The 19,459-nt window shown below is 75.6% G+C and carries 8 protein-coding genes; 1 reads left to right on the forward strand and 7 read right to left on the reverse strand.

Annotated elements, in window-relative coordinates; genetic code table 11:
* Positions 1-805 (forward strand): tetratricopeptide repeat protein (locus tag ABD308_RS08515; RefSeq protein WP_344330112.1); only part of this gene is annotated, 805 nt, incomplete at its 5' end.
* Between the two features lie 58 nt (positions 806-863).
* Here the strand turns inward: ABD308_RS08515 and ABD308_RS08520 are convergent.
* The 7 genes from ABD308_RS08520 to ABD308_RS08550 form a co-directional block, all read right to left on the reverse strand.
* Entirely contained in the window at positions 864-1,079 is a 216-nt protein-coding gene (locus tag ABD308_RS08520; protein WP_344330116.1) for a hypothetical protein, read from the reverse strand.
* A gap of 150 nt (positions 1,080-1,229) precedes the next feature.
* Complete coding sequence (ddaH, locus tag ABD308_RS08525; protein ID WP_344330121.1) at positions 1,230-2,042, reverse strand: dimethylargininase; 813 nt, start codon at positions 2,040-2,042, stop codon at positions 1,230-1,232.
* Positions 2,043-2,081: 39 nt separating this feature from the next.
* Positions 2,082-3,377, reverse strand: coding sequence for an MFS transporter (locus tag ABD308_RS08530; RefSeq protein ID WP_344330124.1), 1,296 nt, complete (start codon positions 3,375-3,377; stop codon positions 2,082-2,084).
* Positions 3,374-16,753, reverse strand: coding sequence for a non-ribosomal peptide synthetase (locus tag ABD308_RS08535; protein WP_344330125.1), 13,380 nt, complete (start codon positions 16,751-16,753; stop codon positions 3,374-3,376). The genes ABD308_RS08530 and ABD308_RS08535 overlap by 4 nt, the downstream gene beginning before the upstream one ends.
* Positions 16,754-16,795: 42 nt before the next feature.
* A complete protein-coding gene (locus ABD308_RS08540) occupies positions 16,796-17,794 on the reverse strand; it encodes a TauD/TfdA family dioxygenase (protein WP_344330134.1) in 999 nt (332 codons plus the stop codon).
* 8 nt (positions 17,795-17,802) lie between these two features.
* On the reverse strand, positions 17,803-18,015 hold the full coding sequence (locus tag ABD308_RS08545) for an MbtH family protein (RefSeq protein WP_344330127.1): 213 nt from the start codon (positions 18,013-18,015) through the stop codon (positions 17,803-17,805).
* A gap of 185 nt (positions 18,016-18,200) precedes the next feature.
* Complete coding sequence (locus tag ABD308_RS08550; protein WP_344330129.1) at positions 18,201-19,385, reverse strand: cytochrome P450; 1,185 nt, start codon at positions 19,383-19,385, stop codon at positions 18,201-18,203.
* Positions 19,386-19,459 lie beyond the last annotated feature (74 nt).

Consider the following 19,459-nt stretch of genomic DNA (forward strand, 5'->3'; position numbering starts at 1 on the left):
GGCGTCCGCCCGGGACGGTGACGTCCGGGCCGAGGGGCGGGCGCACTTCCTGCGCGGCAACGTCGCGCTGGCCGCGACCCGGCTGGACGCGGCCGAGGCGGCGTCCCGGCGGGCCGTGGAGGCGGCGCGCGCGGCCGAGGACTCGGTGGTGCTCCGGCAGGCGCTCAACGACCTGGGGCTGATCTGCCAGTTCCTGAGCCGCTACGACGAGGCGGTGGACCACTACGACGAGGCGCTGCTGCTGGCCAACCGGCTCGGGCACCGCTCCGGCGCGCTGGTGACGACGGTGAACGCGGCGCTGGCGCGGGTGCGCAGCGGGCGGGCGGACGAGGCGGTGACAATCTGCCACGAGGTGCTGGCCGAGCTGCGGACCCGGCAGGACGACGCGGGCCGGGCGTACACGCTGTACGTGCTGGGGCTGGCGCTGCACGCGCTGGGGCGGCACGAGGAGGCGGTGACCTGGTTCGGCGAGTGCCTGACGGTGTCGGTGGCGGCCGGGCTGCGGGACCGGGCGGCGCACGCGCGCTACCGGCTGGCGGACTCGCTGCGCGAGCTGGGCCGGGCGGACGAGGCGCTGGAGCACGCGGAGCAGGCGTTGGCGCTCTGCGTGGAGCTGGGGGCGGAGCGGGACCAGGCGCAGGCGCTGGTGGTGCTGGGCTGCGCGCTGGCGGACCTCGGGCGCGGGGCCGAGGCGGGGGCGCGGCTGCGGGAGGCGTACGCGATCTTCCGGCGACTGGGGCTTCCGGAGGCCGCCGAGGTGGCGGGGCTGCTGGCGGAGCCCGCCTTCGCGCTGGTGGATCCGTGAGGTGCAAGCGGGGGGGGCAGAAACGGTTCTGCGGGCGGGCCGTCGGTGCTGCCGGGGCTCAGGAGCCGGTGCTGTTCCAGTCCGAGTGGCCGCTGCCGTCGGTCGGGGTGGGGGTCGGCGTGGCGGTGGGGGCGGTGGTGCCGGTGCCCGCGCCGGTCGCCGCGCCGTCGGCCATCGCGGTGCCGGCCGCGCCGAGGGCGAGCAGGGCGCCGAGGCCGAGGCCCGCGACGGCCAGGCTGATCCGGGCGGTGCCGATCGTCGAACGCTTCGCCATGACTGCTCCTCGGGTCGTCCTCCCCGGTGGGAGGGGGTCCTCCTGTTGACGTGATCAGCATGGCAAGGGGCGTTCAACGGCCGATCGACGCACGAGCAGCGTGCGTCGACCGGCCGCGTTGATCGGGGTGTCGATCGCCGTCCGGGCAGGTCAGACGGCCTCGCGGATCTCCAGGGTGCAGCACTTGACGCTGCCGCCGCCCTTCAGCAGCTCGGACAGGTCCATCCCGATCGGCCGGTAGCCGTGCGCGCGCAGCCTGGCCGCGACCCCGGTGGCCGGCTCCGGGACCACCACGTTCAGGCCGTCGCTGGCCACGTTGAGCCCGAACGCCTCGGCGTCCTCCTCCTCCACCAGCACGGCGTCCGGGAAGAGCCGGCGCAGCACCGCCCGGCTGCCGGCCGAGAACGCGCCCGGGTAGTACATGATCCGGTCGCCGTCGAGCACGCTGAGCGCGGTGTCCAGGTGGTAGAAGCGCGGGTCGACGAGGTCGAGCCCGACCACCGGGCGGCCGAGGAACTCCTGCGCCTCGGCGTGCCCGGCGGAGACGCTGCGAAAGCCCCGGCCGGCCAGCAGGCAGCGGTCGGTGAGCAGCAGGTCGCCCTCGCCCTCGTTGACGTGCACCGGGTCGTGGGTGGTGAAGCCGCGGGCCCGGAACCACTCCAGGTACGCCGGGCCCTCCCCGGCCCGCTCGGCGTCGCGGAACCGGGCGCCGAGCACCCGGCCGTCGACCACGGTGGCGCCGTTCGCCGCGTACACCATGTCGGGCAGGCCGGGCAGCGGGTCGATCAGGTCGACGCGGTGGCCGAGTTCGACGTACAGCTCGTACAGGCGCTCCCACTGGGCCACCGCGAGGCCGGTGTCGACGGGCTTGGCCGGGTCCATCCACGGGTTGATCGCGTAGCTGACCTCGAAGTGGGTCGGACGGCACATCAGGTAGCGGCGGGGGCGGGCGGTGCGGGTCATGGCGGGGCTCCGGAGGGTGAGGGTGGGTGGAGCGGGGGATCAGAGGGTGTCGGGGCGCTCGGGGAAGTCGCGCATGGCGCGCAGCGGGCTGGCCAGCAGGACGGCGCCGGCCGAGAGCAGCACGCCCGCCATGATCCAGATGGTGGTGCGGGCGCCGAGCACCTCGCCCAGCCAGCCGCCGAGCAGGGCACCGACCGGGATCGCGCTGAAGTTGACGGTGGAGGCGCTGGCCCGGATCCGGCCGATCATCGCGGGCGGGCAGTAGGACTGGTAGAAGCTGCCCGCCAGGACGTTGCCGGCGATCACCCCGCAGACCGCGACCGACCAGGCGACGGCGCTCACCGCGAGCGGCAGCCGGGCGCCGGCCATCGGCAGCAGCAGGATGAACGGGGCGGCGACCAGTTCGCAGAGCAGCAGGCCGCGGGCGGTGCCGAAGCGGCGGGCGATCCGCCCGGCGAGGGCCGCCCCGGCCAGGCCGCCGACCGAGACCACCGCGAAGACGGCGCCGATGCCGCCGGGCGAGACCCCGACGCTGCGGACCAGGAAGACCGTCTGCACGGCCTGGATGCCGTTCAGGCCGAGGTTGCCGACCGCGCCGAACACGGCCAGGGTGCGCAGGTGGGGGTCGTGGACCAGGAAGCGCACGCCCTCGCCGATCTCGCGCAGGATGCCGCGCCGTTCGGCCACCGGCGGCGGCGTCTCCTTCACCTTGATGGTGCCCACGCAGAGCGCCGACACCAGGTAGGTGACCGCGTCGGCGAGCAGTCCGCTGGCCGCGCCGAACGCCTGGGCGAGCAGGCCCGCCAGGCCGGGGCCGGCGATCTCCGCCGCCGAGTCCCCCGAGCGCAGCTTGACGTTGGCCTCCAGCAGGTCCTCCTTGGCGACCAGCGCGGGCAGCACGGCGCCGTAGGCGGTGGAGAAGAACACCTTCACCGCGCCGGCCAGCAGGGCGACCACGATCAGCTGGGCCATGGTCAGCGCGCCGAACCAGCCGGCCACCGGCACGCTGCCGAACAGCACGAGCAGCAGCAGGTCGCAGACCAGCATCACCTTCAGCCGGGGCCAGCGGTCCACCCAGGCGCCGGCCAGCAGGCCGAGAAACAGCCACGGGACCCAGGCGGAGGCGGTCAGCACGCCGACCATGAACGGCGAGGCGCCCAGGGTCACCACCGCGACCAGGGCGAGGGCGACGTTGCCGACGGCGGTGCCGAGGCCGCTGGTGGTCTCGCCGAGCCAGAGGTTGCGGAAGGCCGGCTGGGCCCAGAGGCCCCAGCGGCCGCGGCGCGGCCCGTCGTCCAGCACGGGCGGCTCGACCGGGGCGGTGGTCGTGGTCATCGCGGGTCACTCTCCAGCGTGTCGGCCAGCACGGCGGCGATCCGTGCGAGCGGCTCGGGTTGGGTCAGGGCGCCGTGCGCGCAGTCGATCCGGTGGGCGCTGACGGGGCCGCTCAGGTAGCGGGCCCAGGCCGCCTCGTAGGGCCAGTCGGCGGGCTTGTCGGCGGTGGCGCCGACGAAGACGGCCGGGCCCCGGTAGTGGCCGGGCACGTGCTCGGCCATCAGCTTGCGGTGGTGCTCGAAGACGTCCGGCAGCAGCCCGGCGGCCTCGCCGAGCAGGGTGGCCAGGTCCTCCTGTCCGCGCCCGTCGGCCGGGTCGTAGCCGAGCGAGACGAGCAGCTCGGCGAGGGTCTCCACCGGGTCGTCGGAGGCCGGGTGCCGCTCGGGGACGGCCCCGGCGGGGAGGCCGTCGAGCAGGGCCAGCAGGGCGACCTCCTGGCCCGCCGTCTGGAGCTGGACGGCCATCTCCTGGGCGACCACCGCGCCGAACGACCAGCCGAGCAGGTGGTACGGGCCCTGCGGGCGGACGGCGCGGATCTCCCGCACGTAGTCCGCGGCGATCTCGGCGACGGCGGCCGGTGAGCCGCCGCGCAGGCCGCGGGCCTGGAGGCCGAACACCGGGCGCCGCGGGTCCAGGTGGCGCAGCAGGCCGGAGTAGACCCAGCTGATGCCGGCGGCGGGGTGGACGCAGAACAGCGGGGCCCTCTCCCCGGTGGCGCGCAGCGGGAGCAGCACGTCCAGGGCGTCGGAGCGGGTCCCGTCGACGGCGTCCAGGCGGCGGGCCAGCCCGGCGACCGTCGGGGCCTCGAAGACGTCCCGCATGCCGAGTTCGGCGCCGAGGACGGCGCGCACCCGCCCGAGCAGCCGCATGGCGAGCAGCGAGTGACCGCCGAGGTCGAAGAAGCCGTCGTCGATGGTGACGGCGGGGACGCCGAGGACCTCGGCGAAGAGCCGGCGGAGCACCTCCTCGCGCGGGGTGCGGGGCGGGCGGCCGTTGGGTGAGGCGGTGCGGTCGGGGGCGGGCAGGGCGCGCCGGTCGACCTTGCCGCTGCCGGTCAGCGGGAGGGCGTCGAGCGTCACGAACGCGGTCGGGACCATGTGGCCGGGCAGCGACTCGGCGGCGAAGGCCCGCAGTTCGGCCGGGTCGGCGCCGGTGGGCGGGTCGGTGACCAGGTAGGCGACCAGGCGGGGGCCGCCGGGGCCGTCCTCGCGGGCCGTCACGGTGGCGGCCCGGACGCGGGGGTGGCGGGTGAGCACGTGCTCGATCTCGCCGGGTTCGACGCGGAAGCCGCGGATCTTGACCTGGTGGTCGGTGCGGCCGAGGTAGTCGAGGCCGCCGTCGCGGGTGCGGCGGACCAGGTCGCCGGTGCGGTACATCCGGCCGCCGTTGTCGTGCGGGTCGGCGACGAAGCGCTCGGCGGTCAGCGCGGCGCGGCCCAGGTAGCCGCGGGCCAGGCCCGCGCCGGACAGGTACAGCTCGCCGGGGACTCCGGGCGGGACCGGGTTCAGGTGCTCGTCGAGGACGCGGGCGCGGGTGCCGAGTACGGCCCGGCCGAGGGAGGGTCGGTCGGTGGCGGTGAACGGGTGGGTGAGGGCGTCGACGGTGGACTCGGTGGGGCCGTAGAGGTTGCGGGCCGTGGTGTGCGGGGCCTCGCGCAGCCTGCTCCACAGGGCCTGGCCGACCGCCTCGCCGCCGAGCAGCACCACCCTCGGGGCAGCCTCGCCGTCCAGCAGGCCTTCGGCGACCAGCTGTTCGGCGTAGCTCGGGGTGAGGCCGACGGCGCCGACCCCGGCGGCGTGCAGGTGCCGGACCAGGGCGGCGGCGTCGCGGCGCGGCTCGTCACCGATCAGGTGCAGCTCGTGACCGGCGATCATCCACAGCAGGCTGTCCCAGGAGGCGTCGAAGCAGAGCGAGGCGGTCAGCGCGGCCCGCAGCCGGCCGTGGGCGCGCTCGGCCTCGCCGAAGGTCTCGGCCCGGTGGTGGGCCAGCAGCGCGGCGATCGAACCGTGGGTCACCACCACGCCCTTGGGCCGTCCGGTGGAGCCGGAGGTGTAGATGACGTAGGCGGCGTGCGCCGGGTCGGGGGCGGCGGGTGCCGGGGCGGGGGCCACCGGTTCGGTGGAGTGCACCGGCAGGGTGGGCAGCCCGGCGAGCAGCTCCGGCAGTGGCCAGCCGTCGCCGGTGACGACGAGGGCGGGCGCGGCGTCGGCGAGCATCGTCGCCGTCCGGTCGGCCGGGTACTCGGCGTCCAGCGGGAGCGAGGCGGCGCCGGACTTGAGGACGGCGAGCAGGGCGACCACCGTCTCCGCCGAGCGCGGCACAGCCAGGGCGACCACCGCGTCCGGTCCGGCGCCGGCCGCGCGCAGCCGGGCGGCGAGGTGCTCGGCGCGGGCGTCCAGGTCGGCGAAGCTCAGCCTGGTGTCGCCGGAGACCAGCGCGGTCGCCCCGGGGGTGCGGGCCGCCTGCGCGGCGAAGGCGGCCGGGAGCAGCGGCACCTCGGCGGGCAACTCCTCGGCATCGGGCAGGAGTTCGGCGCGCTCGCGGTCGTCGAGCAGGTCCGCCCGGCCGATCGGCCGCTGCGGGTCCGCCGCCACGGCGGTCAGCAGCCGGCCGAAGCGGGCGGCGATCGCCTCCACCGTCTCCCGGTCGAACAGGTCGGTGGCGTAGTCGATCGCGCACTCCAGGCCGGCGGGGGCGCCGTCGGGGCCGAAGGTCTCCCCCATGCCGATGGAGAGGTCGAACTTGGCGACGTGGCCGCCGACCGGTTCGATCGTCGCCGACAGGCCGGCCAGGTCGAGCGGGGCGTCGCCGCCGGTGGCGCTCTGACCCGCGCCCTCCAGGAGCAGCATCACCTGGAACAGCGGGTGGCGGGCGAGCGAGCGGGCCGGGTTCAGCTCCTCGACCAGCCGCTCGAACGGCACGTCCTGGTGGGCGTGCGCGTCGAGTTGGGCCTCCCGGACGCGGCGCAGCAACTCGGTGAAGGCCGGGTCGCCGGAGGTGTCGGTGCGCAGCACCAGGGTGTTGACGAAGAAGCCGACCAGGTCGTCCAACGCCTCGTCCGAGCGCCCGGCGACCACCGAGCCGATCGGCACGTCGGTGCCGGCGCCCAGACGGGTGAGCAGCGCGGCCAGCCCGGCCTGCAGGGTCATGAACATCGTCACCCGGTGCTCGCGGGACAACGCGACCAGCGCGCGGTGGAGCTCGGCGCCGAGCGGCAGGACGACGCGGTCGCCGCGGTGGCCGCTGTCGGCGCGCCGGGGGCGGTCGACGGGCAGCGCGGTCTCCTCCGGCAGGCCGGCCAGGGTGTCGCGCCAGTAGGCGAGCTGGCGGGCGGCCGGGCTCCGCGGGTCGGCCTCGTCACCGAGCAGTCCGCGCTGCCAGAGCGCGTAGTCGGCGTACTGGACCGGCAGCCGGCGCCAGGCGGGCGCGGCGCCGTCGCGGTGCGCGGCGTAGGCGGCGGCGAGGTCGCCGAGCAGCGGCTCCATCGACCGGCCGTCACCGGCGATGTGGTGCAGCACGAGGAGCAGCAGGTGGTCGCCGGTGTCGTCGCCCGCCGGGAGGAGGTGGGCGCGGATCGGCAGGTCGGCGGCGAGGTCGAAGGGCAGCGCCGCGCGGTCGGCTGGCGCGGCCGCCGGGTCGGCGGGCGGGGTGGCGCGGTGCTCGAAGGGGACGCGGGCCCGGTCGGCCGGGATGATCCGCTGGTACGGCTCGCCGTCCTGCTCGGCGATCACCGTGCGCAGGCTCTCGTGCCGGGCGACCACCTCGGCCAGCGCGGCGGCCAGCACGCCGGGGTCGAGCGGGCCGCCGATCCGCAGGGCGAGCGGCAGGTTGTAGAGGGCGCTGGGGCCCTCCATCCGGTCGATCAGCCAGAGCCGGCGCTGGGCGGAGGAGAGCGGCAGGCGCTCGGGGCGCTCGCCGGCGGTGAGCGCGGGCCGGGCCTCGGCGCCGCCGTCCAGGCGCTCGGCGAGGCCGGCGACGGTCGGCGCCTCGAAGACGTCCCGGATGCCGAGTTCGGCGCCGAGCACCGAGCGGACCCGGCCGGCCAGCTTCATGGCCAGCAGCGAGTGGCCGCCGAGCGCGAAGAAGTCGTCGTCGATCGAGACGGCGCCGGGCAGGCCGAGGACTTCGCCGACCAGGCCGCAGAGCAGTTCCTCGCGGGCGGTGCGGGCCGCCCACCCGCCGGTGAAGAGGGTGAGGTCCGGGGCGGGCAGGGCGTTTCGGTCGATCTTGCCGCTGCCGGTCAGCGGGAGGGCCTCCAGGGTCACGACGGCGGCCGGGACCATGTGGGCGGGCAGCCATGCGGCGGCGGACCGGCGGATCTCCTGGGCGAGTTCGGGACTCGGCGTGGCGCCGGTGGCGCAGTGGGCGACCAGCCGGCGGTCCCCGTCGGCGCTCTCGTGCACGGTGACCACGGCCTGGCGGACGCTCCCGTGGCGGGCCAGGGCCTGCTCGATCTCGCCGGGTTCGACGCGGAAGCCGCGGATCTTCACCTGGTGGTCGGTGCGGCCCAGGTAGTCGAGGCCGCCGTCGCGGGTGCGGCGGACCAGGTCGCCGGTGCGGTACATCCGGGCGCCCTCGTCGAAGGGGTCGGCGACGAAGCGCTCGGCGGTCAGCGCGGCCCGGCCCAGGTAGCCGCGGGCCAGGCCCGCGCCGGACAGGTACAGCTCGCCGGGGACCCCGGGCGGGACCGGGTTCAGGTGCTCGTCGAGGACGCGGGCGCGGGTGCCGAGCACGGTGCGGCCGAGCGAGGGGCGGTCGGAGTCGGCGTAGGACTGGAGCAGGGCGTCGACGGTGGACTCGGTGGGGCCGTAGAGGTTGTGGCCGGTGGTGTGCGGGGCCTCGCGCAGTCTGGTCCACAGGGCCTGACCGACCGCCTCGCCGCCGAGCAGCACCACCTTCGGGGCCGCTTCACCGTCCAGCAGGCCTTCGGTGACCAGCTGTTCGGCGTAGCTCGGGGTGACGTTGACGACGCCGACACCGCCGGCGTGGACGTAGCGGACCAGGGCGGCGGCGTCGCGGCGCAGGTCGTCGCCGATCAGGTGCAGCTCGTGCCCGGCCATCATCCACAGCAGGCCGTCCCAGGAGGCGTCGAAGCAGAGCGAGGCGGTCAGCGCGACGCTCAGCCGGCCGTGCGCCCGCTCGGGCTCGCCGAAGGTCTCGGCCCGGTGGTGGGCCAGCAGCGCGGCGATCGAACCGTGGGTCACCACCACGCCCTTGGGCCGACCGGTGGAGCCCGAGGTGTAGATGACGTAGGCGGCGTGCGCCGCCTCGATGCGGACGGCGGGCCGCTCGGCGGGCCGGTCGGCCCAGGCGGCGGCGTCGGCGGGGAGCACGGTCAGGCCGTCGAGGACCTCGGGCAGCGGCCAGCCCCCGGTGGTGAGCACGGCGGCGGGGCGGGCGTCGGCGAGCATGTGGGCGGTGCGCTCGCGCGGGTACTCGGCGTCCAGCGGCAGGAAGGCCGCACCGGCCTTGAGCACGGCGAGCTGGGCGACGACGGTGTCCGCCGAGCGGGGCAGGGCGAGCGCGACCACGGACTCCGCGCCGATGCCGGCGGCCAGCAGGCCGTGGGCGAGGCGGTTGGCGCGGGCGTCCAGTTCCGCGTAGTCCAGCCGCAGTTCGCCGAAGACCAGGGCGGTCGCGTCCGGGGTGGCCGCCGTCTGCGCCGCGAAGGCCTCGGTGACCGTCGGCACGGAGTCGGGCAACGGGCGGTGACCTCCGAGGAGTTCGGCCCGCTCGCGGTCGTCGAGCAGGTCGGCCCGGCCGATCGGCCGCCGCGGGTCCGCCACGACGGCGGTCAGCAGCCGGCCGAAGCGGGCGGCGATCGCCTCCACCGTCTCCCGGTCGAACAGGTCGGTGGCGTAGTCGATCGCGCAGTCCAGGCCGGCGGGGGCGCCGTCGGGGCCGAAGAACTCCTCCAGGGTGACGTTCAGGTCGAACTTGGCGACGCCGGTGTCCGAGGGCAGCGCCTCGACGGTCAGGCCGGGCAGGTCCAACTCGCCTTCGCCGGTGGACTGGAGGACCATCGCGACCTGGAACAGCGGATGCCGGGCCAGCGACCGGGCCGGGTTCAACTCCTCGACCAGGCGCTCGAACGGCACGTCCTGGTGGGCGTAGGCGCCGAGGCCGGTCTCCCGGACCCGGCCCAGGAGTTCGGCGAAGGACGGGTTGCCCGACGTGTCGGTGCGCAGCACCAGGGTGTTGACGAAGAAGCCGACCAGCTCGTCCAACGCCTCGTCCGAGCGTCCGGCGACCACCGAGCCGATCGGCACGTCGGTGCCGGCGCCCAGGCGGGTGAGCAGCGCGGCCAGCGCGGCCTGGCAGGTCATGAAGAGGGTGACCCGGTGCTCGCGGGACAACGCGACCAGCGCGCGGTGGAGTCCGGCGTCGATCGGCAGCGCGACCCGGCCGCCCCGGTGGTCGGCGCGGGCGCCGCGCGGGCGGTCGACGGGCAGCGCGATCTCCTCCGGGAGATCGGCCAGCGTCTCGCGCCAGTAGGCGAGTTGGCGGGCGAGCAGGCTCTGCGGGTCGGCCTCCTCGCCGAGCAGTGCGCGCTGCCAGAGCGCGTAGTCGGCGTACTGGACGGCGAGCGCGGCGCGCACCGGCGGCTCGCCGCCCAGGCGCAGGGTGTAGGCCTCGGTGAGGTCGCGCAGCAGCGGCCCCATCGACCAGCCGTCGCCGACGATGTGGTGCAGGGCGACGACCAGCACGTGATCGTCCTCGGCGACGCGCAGCAGGGTGACCCGGACGGGCGGTTCGGCGGCCAGGTCGAAGGGGCGGCGGGCGGCGCGGTCGACCTCGGCCTCGACGGACTCCGGTGCGCAGTCGAGGAGTTCGACCGGCACGGCGGTCCCGGTGAGGATCCGCTGGTACGGTTCGCCGTCGTGCTCGGCGATGACGGTGCGCAGGCTCTCGTGCCGGGCGGCCAGGTCGCCGAGGGCGGCCGTGAGCGCGTCCCGGTCGAGTTCGCCGGTCAGCCGCAGCGCGAGCGGCATGTTGTAGAGGGCGCTGGGGCCCTCCAGCCGGTCGATCAGCCAGAGCCGCCGCTGGGCGGAGGAGAGCGGCAGCCGATCGGGGCGCTCGCCGGCGGTGAGCGCGGGCCGGGCGTCGGCGCCGTCGAGGCGTTCGGCGAGGCCGGCGACGGTGGGCGCCTCGAAGACGTCCCGGATGCCGAGTTCGGCGCCGAGGGTGGCGCGGACCCGGCTGAGCAGCCTGGTGGCGAGCAGCGAGTGGCCGCCGAGGGCGAAGAAGTCGTCGTCGATCGAGATTGCGCCGGGCAGGCCGAGCACGTCGGCGAACAGGCCGCAGAGGATCTCCTCGCGGGCGGTGCGGGCGGTACGGCCGCCGGCGGTCGCGGCGAAGTCGGGGGCGGGCAGGGCGGCCCGGTCGAGCTTGCCGTTGACGTTGAGCGGCAGCGCGTCCAGGGTCACGAAGGCGGCCGGGACCATGTAGTCGGGCAGGGCGGCGGCCGCGTGGGCGCGCAGTTCGGCCGGGTCGGCGTCGGTGACCAGGTAGGCGACCAGCCGGGTGCCGGCCGTGCCGTCCCGGTGCGGGACGACGGCGGCCTGCCGCACGTCCGGGCGGGCGGCCAGCACGGTCTCGATCTCGCCGGGCTCGATCCGGAAGCCGCGCACCTTCACCTGGTGGTCGGTGCGGCCGAGGAACTCCACCGAGCCGTCGGCGCGGCGCCGGGCGAGGTCGCCGGTGCGGTACATCCGGGCGCCCTCGTCGAAGGGGTCGGCGACGAAGCGCTCGGCGGTCAGCGCCGGGCGGTCGAGGTAGCCGCGGGCCAGGCCCGCGCCGCTCAGGTACAGCTCGCCGGGCACGCCGACGGGCACCGGGCGCAGCCGCGCGTCCAGCAGGTGGGCGCGCAGGTTGGGCAGCGGGCGGCCGATCACCGGGCGGGTCACGGTGGCGTCGAGGCGGTGGTACAGGGCGTCGACGGTGCACTCGGTGGGTCCGTAGATGTTGAGCACCAGGGTGTCGGGGGCGGCGGACAGCGTGGTCCACAGGTGCCGGCCGCAGGCCTCGCCGCCGAGGATCAGCACGGCGGGCGGGCAGGTGGTGAGCAGGCCCTCCTCGACCAGCCGTTCGGCCTGGCCGGGGGTGACGTCGAGGACGTCGGCGCCGGTGCGGGCGAGGTAGCGGACGATGGCGGCGGCGTCGCGGCGCAGGCCGTCGTCCAGCAGGTGCAGCTCCTGGCCGGCGACCAGCCAGTGCAGCCCTTCGAGGAAGGTGTCGAAGGACGTCGAGGCGGTCGAGGCGAAGGTGAACCGCCGTCCGGGACGGGCCTGTCGGGCGAGCCCGAGGGTTTCGTCCCGGTGGAAGGCGTACAGGTTGGCGAGGCCGCCGTGGCGGACCACGACGCCCTTGGGGCGGCCGGTGGAGCCGGAGGTGTAGATCACGTAGGCGGCGTGCTCGGGGTCGATCCGCACGGCCGGCTCTCCGGCGGGCAGTTCGGCCCAGGCGGCGGCCTCGGCGGGCAGCACGGTCAGTCCGGCCAGCACCTCGGGCAGCGGCCACTCGTCCGTGCTCAGCACGGCGGCCGGGCGGGCGTCGGCGAGCATGTGGGCGAGCCGCTCGCTCGGGTAGTCGGCGTCCAGCGGCAGAAAGGCGGCGCCGGCCTTGAGCACGGCGAGCAGGGAGACCACCGACTCGGCCGAGCGGGGCAGCGCCAGCGCGACCAGCGACTCGGGGCCGATGCCGGCGCCGGCCAGGCCGTGCGCGAGGCGGTTCACCCGGGCGTCCAACTCGGCGTAGCTCAGCCGCAGTTCGCCGAAGACCAGGGCGGTCGCGTCCGGGGTGGCGGCGGCCTGGGCGGCGAAGACGGCCGGGAGGAGCGGCTCGCCGCCGGGGCGGGCGGTGTCGTGCCAGCGGGCGAGCGCCGCGTGGCCCGCCGCGCCGAGCACGTCCAGGTCGGCGACCGGCCGGTGCGGGTGCTCGGCGGCCTGCGCCAGCAGGTGGACCAGCGCGGCGGCGAGCCGTTCGGCGGTGGCGCGGTCGAACAGGTCGACGGCGAACTCCAGGCCGCCGTGGACCCCGGCCGGGGTGCCGTCGGGGTGGTGGCGCTCGGAGAGGTTGAGCGTGAGGTCGAAGGGCGTGCTGGGCAGGCCGAGCGGCTCGTAAACGGCCCGGGTGCCGGGGAAGGCGGGGCCGCCGCCCGCGGTGTTGTCGAAGGCGATCATCACCTGGAACAGCGGGTGCCGGGCCAGTGTGCGGACCGGGTTCAGCTCCTCGACCAGCCGCTCGAACGGCACGTCCTGGTGGGCGTAGGCGGCCAGGTCGGCCTGCCGGACCCGGTCCAGCAGTTCGGCGAAGGTCGGCGCGCCGCTCAGGTCGGTGCGCAGCACCAGCGTGTTGGCGAAGAAGCCGACCAGGTCGTCCAGCGCGGTGTCCAGCCGGCCGGCCAGCGGGGTGCCGATCGGCAGGTCGTCGCCGGCGCCGAAGCGGTGCAGCAGCGCGGCGTAGGCGGCCTGGAGCACCATGAACAGGGTGGCCCCGCGCTCGGCGGCCAGCGCGGCGAGCCGGGCGTGCAGGGCGGCGTCGAGCTCCAGTTCGACGACGTCGCCGCGGTGGGTCGGCACCGACGGGCGCGGACGGTCCAGCGGCAGCGGCAGCTCGTCCGGCAGGCCGGCCAGGGCCTCGCGCCAGTGGGCGAGTTGGCCGCTGAGCAGCGAACCGGGGTCGGTGTCGGCGCCGAGCAGCCGGTACTGCCAGAGGGTGTAGTCGGCGTACTGGACGGGCAGCGGGGACCACTGCGGCGCGGCGCCCTCGCGGCGGGCGGTGTAGGCCTCGGCGAGGTCGCGGAACAGCGGGCGCAGCGACCAGCCGTCGCTGGCGATGTGGTGCATCACCAGGGTGAGGACGTGCTCCTCGGGGCCCTCGGCACGCAGGTAGGCGTGCAGCGGGACGTCCGTCGCCAGGTCGAAGGTGTGCTGGACGAGGTCCTGCGCGGGGCGGTCGGTGACGGTGAGCAGCGGCGCGGGCGGCGCGGCCAGCACCCGCTGGTGGGGCACGCCGTCGTGTTCGGCGAAGACGGTGCGCAGGGACTCGTGGCGGGCGGCGACGTCACCGAGGGCGGCTTCCAGGGCGGCGGTGTCCAGCGGGCCGGTCAGCCGCAGGGCGAGGGTGACGTTGTAGGTGGCGGCGGGGCCCTCGGCCTCGCCGAGGAACCAGAGACGGCGCTGGGCGAACGAGACCGGCAGGTGCTCGGGGCGCGGCTCGGGCCGCAGCGCCGGGCGGGCCGGGGCACCGGCGATCCGGGCGGCGAGGGCGGCCACGGTCGGCGCCTGGAAGAGGTCGCCGATGGCGAGTTCGGCGCCGAGTTCGGCGCGCACCCGGCCGACCAGGCGGGTGGCCAGCAGGGAGTGGCCGCCGAGGGCGAAGAAGTCGTCGTCGACGGTGACGTCGTCGAGGCCGAGGAGTTCGCCGAACAGCGCGCACAGGGCCCGCTCGCGCTCGTCGCGCGGGGCGCGGCCGGTGGCGTCGGAGCCGAGCTCGGGAGCGGGCAGGGCGCGCCGGTCGACCTTGCCGTTGGCGTTCAGCGGCAGGGCGGGCAGCACCACGACGGCGGACGGGACCATGTAGCCGGGCAGCGTGTCGGCGGCGAAGCGCTTGAGTTCGGCGCCGAGTCCGGAGTCGGCGCCGGCGTCGGGCACGGCGCAGTAGCCGACCAGGCGGGTGTCACCGGGGCGGTCCTCGCGGGCGATCACGATGACCTGGCGGACGGCGGGGTGGCGGGAGAGCGCGGCCTCGATCTCGCCCAGCTCGATCCGGAAGCCGCGCAGCTTGACCTGGCCGTCGATCCGGCCGAGGAACTCGATGGCGCCGTCGGCCCGGCGGCGCACCAGGTCCCCGGTGCGGTACATCCGGCCGCCCTTGTCGTACGGGTCGGCGACGAAGCGCTCGGCGGTCAGCGCGGCCCGGCGCCAGTAGCCGCGGGCCAGGCCCGCCCCGGCGACGTACAGCTCGCCGGGCACACCGGGCGGCACCGGCCGGAGGCGGGCGTCCAGGACGTGGGCGCGCATGTTGTCCAGCGGCAGGCCGATCGGTGCCCGGGCGCCGTCCAGGTCGGCGGGGACCAGGGGGTGGTGGGTGGCGAAGGTGGTGGCCTCGGTGGGCCCGTAGACGTGGGCGAGCAGCAGGTCCGGGCAGTGGTCGAGGACCCGGCGCAGCAGGACGCCGGACGCCGCCTCGCCGCCGGTGCAGACCGTGCGCAGGGCGCGGAAGGTCTCCGGGGCCTGCTCGGCGACCAGGTCGAACAGGGCCTTGGTGAGGAAGACGGCGGTGACGCCGTGCCGGGTGGCGAGGGCGTGCAGGGCGGCGGCGTCCAGGGTGCCGGGCGGGGCGACGACGACCGTGCCGCCGTGCAGCAGCGGCGCCCACAGCTCGTAGGTGGCGGCGTCGAAGGCGTGCGGGGAGTGCAGCAGGATCCGCTCGTGCCGGCCGTCGCGCCAGCGGCGGTCGTCGGCGAGGTCGACGACGTCGCGGTGGCGCACGGCGACGCCCTTGGGGGTGCCGGTGGAGCCGGAGGTGAACATCACGTAGGCCAGCTCGTCCGGGTGCACCGGTTCCGAGGGGTCGTGCGAGGGCGCGTCGGCCTCGTCGCCCGGGCGGACCACGGTGGCGGTGTGCGCGAAGCCGGGATCGGCGCGGTCGGTGAGCAGAACGGGCGCGGCGGTGTCGGCGAGCAGCGCGCTCATCCGCTCGGCCGGCAGGCTCGCGTGCATCGGCACGTAGCAGCCGCCGGCCTTGAGCACGGCGAGGGTGGCGACCACCAGGTCCACCGAGCGCTCCATCAGCAGGGCGACCGGCGACTCGGGGCCGACGCCCGCCGCGACCAGGTGATGGGCGAGCCGGTTGGCGCGGGCGTTGAGTTCGGCGTACGTGACGGCGCCGCCGTCGTGGGCGAGGGCGACCGCGTCCGGGGTGCGGGCGGCCCGGTCCTCGAACAGGGCGGGCAGCGAGCCGGTGCGCACGGGCGCGGCGGTGGCGTTCCACTCCTCGGCGAGGCGGACGCGCTCCTCGGGGGCCAGGATGTCCAGGGTCCCGATCGGCGCGTGCGGGTCGGCCGCCGCGGCGGCGAGCAGCCGGCCGAAGCGTTCGAACAGCGCGGTGACGGTGGCGCGGTCGTACAGGTCGGCCGCGTACTCGACCGAGCCCTCCAGGCCGGCCGGGGCGCCGTCCGGGCCGCGCCGCTCGGTGACGCCGATGTTCAGGTCGAACTTGGCGACCCGCAGGCCGAGCGGCTCGGGCGCCGACTCCAGCCCGGGCAGGCCGAGTTCGCCCTCCTCGTGGTTCTGGAGCACCAGCAGGGTCTGGAACAGCGGGTGGCGGCCGAGCGCGCGGGCCGGGTTGACCTCCTCGACCAGCCGCTCGAACGGCACGTCCTGGTGCGCGAAGGCGTCCAGCTGGGACTCCCGCACCCGGCCCAGGAGTTCGGCGAACGACGGGTCGCCGGACGTGTCGGTGCGCAGCACCAGGGTGTTGACGAAGAAGCCGACCAGGTCGCTCAGCGCCTCGTCGGAGCGGCCGGCCACCCCGGTGCCGAGCGGGATGTCGGTGCCGGCGCCGAGCCGGGTGAACAGCGCGGCCAGACCCGCCTGGAGCACGGCGAACAGGGTGGCGCGGTGGCCGCGGGCGAGGTCGGCGAGCGCGGCGTGCAGCGCGGGCGGGAGGGCGAACGGGACGGCGTCGGCGGCGCCGGTCGGCGCGGGCGGGCGGGGGCGGTCCGCCGGAAGCTCCAGCTCCTCCGGAAGACCTGACAACACTTCACGCCAGTAGTCGAGTTGACGGCTCATCAGGCTGTACGGGTCGGACTCGTCGCCGAGCAGCTCGCGCTGCCACAGGGCGTAGTCGGCGTACTGGACCGGCAGCGGCTCCCACTGCGGCTCGGCGGCCGAGAGCCGGGCGGTGTAGGCGGCGGCGAGGTCGCGCAGCAGCGGGCCGAGCGACCAGCCGTCGCCGGCGATGTGGTGCAGCACCACGAGCAGCACGTGCTCGGGGTCCGCCCCGTCGGTCGGGGTGAGAGAGAAGACCGTGACCCGGATGGGGAGTTCGGCGCTCAGGTCGAAGGTGTGGGCGGCTTCGGCGTCCCGCAGGGCCGGGTAGCCGGCCGGTGCGCACCGCACCGTCGCGAAGGCGATCGACGCCTCCTCGGGCGGTAGGATGTGCTGCACCGGCACACCCTCCCCGTCCACCGGGAACACCGTGCGCAGGGCCTCGTGCCGGGCGACCACGTCCGCCGTCGCGGCACGCAGCGCGGCGGTGTCGAGCGGGCCGCGCAGGCGGACCGCGAACGGCAGGTTGTAGAGCGCGGTCGGCCCTTCGATCTGGTCGATCAGCCACAGACGCTGTTGTGCGTACGAAACCGGGATCACGGTGCTTCCTCTGCTCACGTCACGGGCGGGTGGGGGGCGCCGTCACGCGGCGACGGCGGTGGTCGGCAGGACCGAGGGGCGGCAGTCGAGGACGTCGACCGGGCCGCCCATCGCGACGGCGATCCTCCGGTCCCCGCGGTACGGGTCGCGGCCGTGCGCGCAGAGCACGTTGTCGACCAGCATCACGTCGCCGGCCTGCCAGGTCTCCCGGACGGTGGCGGCCTGGTAGGCGGCGTTCAGCGCGGCGACGTCCTCACGGGTGAGCGGCTCGCCGTCGCCGAAGCCGGTGTTGAACGGCAGGCCGTCCGGACCGAACTCCTCGACCATGGCCTCCCGGATGTCCGGGTCCAGCGACCACTCGTTCCAGAAGGCGAGGTGGTTGAACCAGGCCTCCTCACCGGTGCGCGGGTGGTGGATGGTGGCCGGGCGCAGCTGGCTGGTGCGCAGGGTTCCGTCCTCCAGCCACTCCCAGGAGATGCCGTTCTCCCGGCAGTAGCGCTCGACCTCGGCGGGGTCCTCGGTGGCGAAGGCGGTCCGCCAGGGCAGCGAGACGTACTCCGAGTAGCTGCGGCTGAGCGTCCAGCCGGAGGTGCGGCCGCGCTCGGCCAGGTGCGGCGGCAGGGCGGCGAGGACCTTGCGGACGTCCGCCGTCGGGGTCGCGCCGCCCTCCTCCGGGGCGATCAGGCAGGCGAACAGCAGCCGGCCGGGGAAGGTCAGCGTGTAGCTATTCTCGTTGTGCATCCGGATCGGCAGGGCCGCCGCCAGGTCCGTCGACGAGAAGACGCCGTTGCCGAAGTCGCTGCGAGGGGTGGCCTTCTCCCGGTACGGGGTGGGCTCGGGGATCAGCACGTCGCGGACGGCGGCGACGTCCTCGGTGGCGGCGACCGGCAGGCCGCGCAGGAAGACCGTGCCGTGCTCGTGCAGCCCGGCGGTCAGCTCGGCCTCGTGCGCCCGCAGCCAGGCGCAGCCCTCGGCGAGGTCGGCGACGGCCGGCACGCGGACGAGGGCCGGGCGGCCGGGGTTCAGCTCCCAGGTGACCATGGCGGCGCTCACCGGCGGTCGAGGCCGGCGACCAGCGAGGCCGGACGGATGTCGGTCCAGTTGGCCTCGATCCAGTCCAGGCACTCCTGGCGGGGGGCCTCGCCGTGGACGGTGGTCCAGCCGGCCGGCACGTCGATCCAGACGGGCCAGAGCGAGTGCTGGTTCTCGTCGTTGACCAGCACGAGGTAGCCGGCGTTGTCGTCCTCGAACGGGTTGCTCACGGTGGTCTCCTCGGTGAGGTGGTGGTCGTGGTGCGGTGGTGGTCGTGGTGCGGTGATTCGAAGGTAGGGGCGTGGCCGGCCCGGAAGCGGCACGAGGCCCGGCAGGAGAGCGGCAGTTCCGGGACTGCCGTCCTCCTGCGCGGGCCTCGTCGCAGGGGTGGTTCGGGTGTGGTTCGGAGCGCGGGTCAACGGGGGGTGAGACGGACCGGAAAACGGTCCAGACCGAAGTTGATGATCGAGCGGTTGTACTCCGCCGGACCGGTCGGCTCGATCGCCGACGCCTTCTCCAGCGCCGCCGTGAACAGCGCGCTCAGCTCCGTCTTCGCCAGCGGCGCGCCGATGCAGTAGTGGGCGCCCAGGCCGAGCGCCAGGTGCTTGTTGGGCGAGCGGTCGAGGCGGATCTCCTCCGGCGCCTCGAAGGCCTCCGGGTCGCGGTTCGCCGACCACACCCAGACCGCCACCCGGTCCCCGCGCCGGATCCGACGCCCGGCCAGCTCGGTGTCCCTGGTCGCCGTGCGCAGCGTGTGCAGCCCGACCGAGGTCCAGCGCAGCAGCTCGTCCACGGCGGAGTCCATGGACACCTCGCCCCGCTGCAACCTCCGCCACAGGTCCGGGCGGTTGACCAGGGTGTGCAGCCCCATCGCGGCGGTGTGGCGGACCGTCTGGACCCCGCCGACCACGATGTTGTCCAGGTTGAGCACGACGTCCTCGACCGGCAGCAGCCGGCCGTTCACCCGGTAGGTGGCCATCATCGAGATGAGGTCGTCGCGCGGGTCGCTGCGCCGCAGCATCACCTGGTGCAGCAGGTAGGGAATCAACTGCTGGTGCCCGGCCCGGCGTTCCTCCGGAGTCGCGCCGAGGAACGCCACGTCGCAGACCCGGACCACCATGTCGCGGTCCTTCTCCGGGACGTCCAGCAGGTCGCACATCACCGCCAGCGGCAGCGCCGAGACCACGTCGACCAGGTCCGCCTCACCCTGCTCCACGGCCCGGTCGAAGAGCTCGGCGGCCCGGTCGGCGATCGACCGGGAGGCGCCGCGCACCCCGCCCTTGGAGAAGAACGGGTTCGCGGGGGCCCGCAGTTCGCGGTGCCGGGGCGGGTCGGTGAGGGCCATCATCCGGCCCGAACCGACCGGGACGTTGCCGACGCCGGCGCCCAGCAGCGAGCCGGACTCCGAACTGAACACGGCGGCGTTGCGCAGCACCTCGGCCGACTCGCGGTAGGTCATCACCGACCAGATGGCCCCGTCGTCGACGGTGTCGGTGCGGTGCACGGGCGCCTCGGCGCGCAGTTCGGCGACCAGCTCCGGGGTCTCGGGGCGCGCCCACAGGGCGGGGTCGGTGAGGTCGACGGAGGTGGTGGTCACCATGGCTGCTGCTCCTCGGTGCTGGTCGGGAGGGAGTTGAGGGGGGAGTCCGAGAGGGTGCTCAGAAGGGTGCGCAG

The organism is Kitasatospora putterlickiae (assembly GCF_039527695.1).
In the GTDB taxonomy this organism is placed as follows: Bacteria; Actinomycetota; Actinomycetes; order Streptomycetales; family Streptomycetaceae; genus Kitasatospora; species Kitasatospora putterlickiae.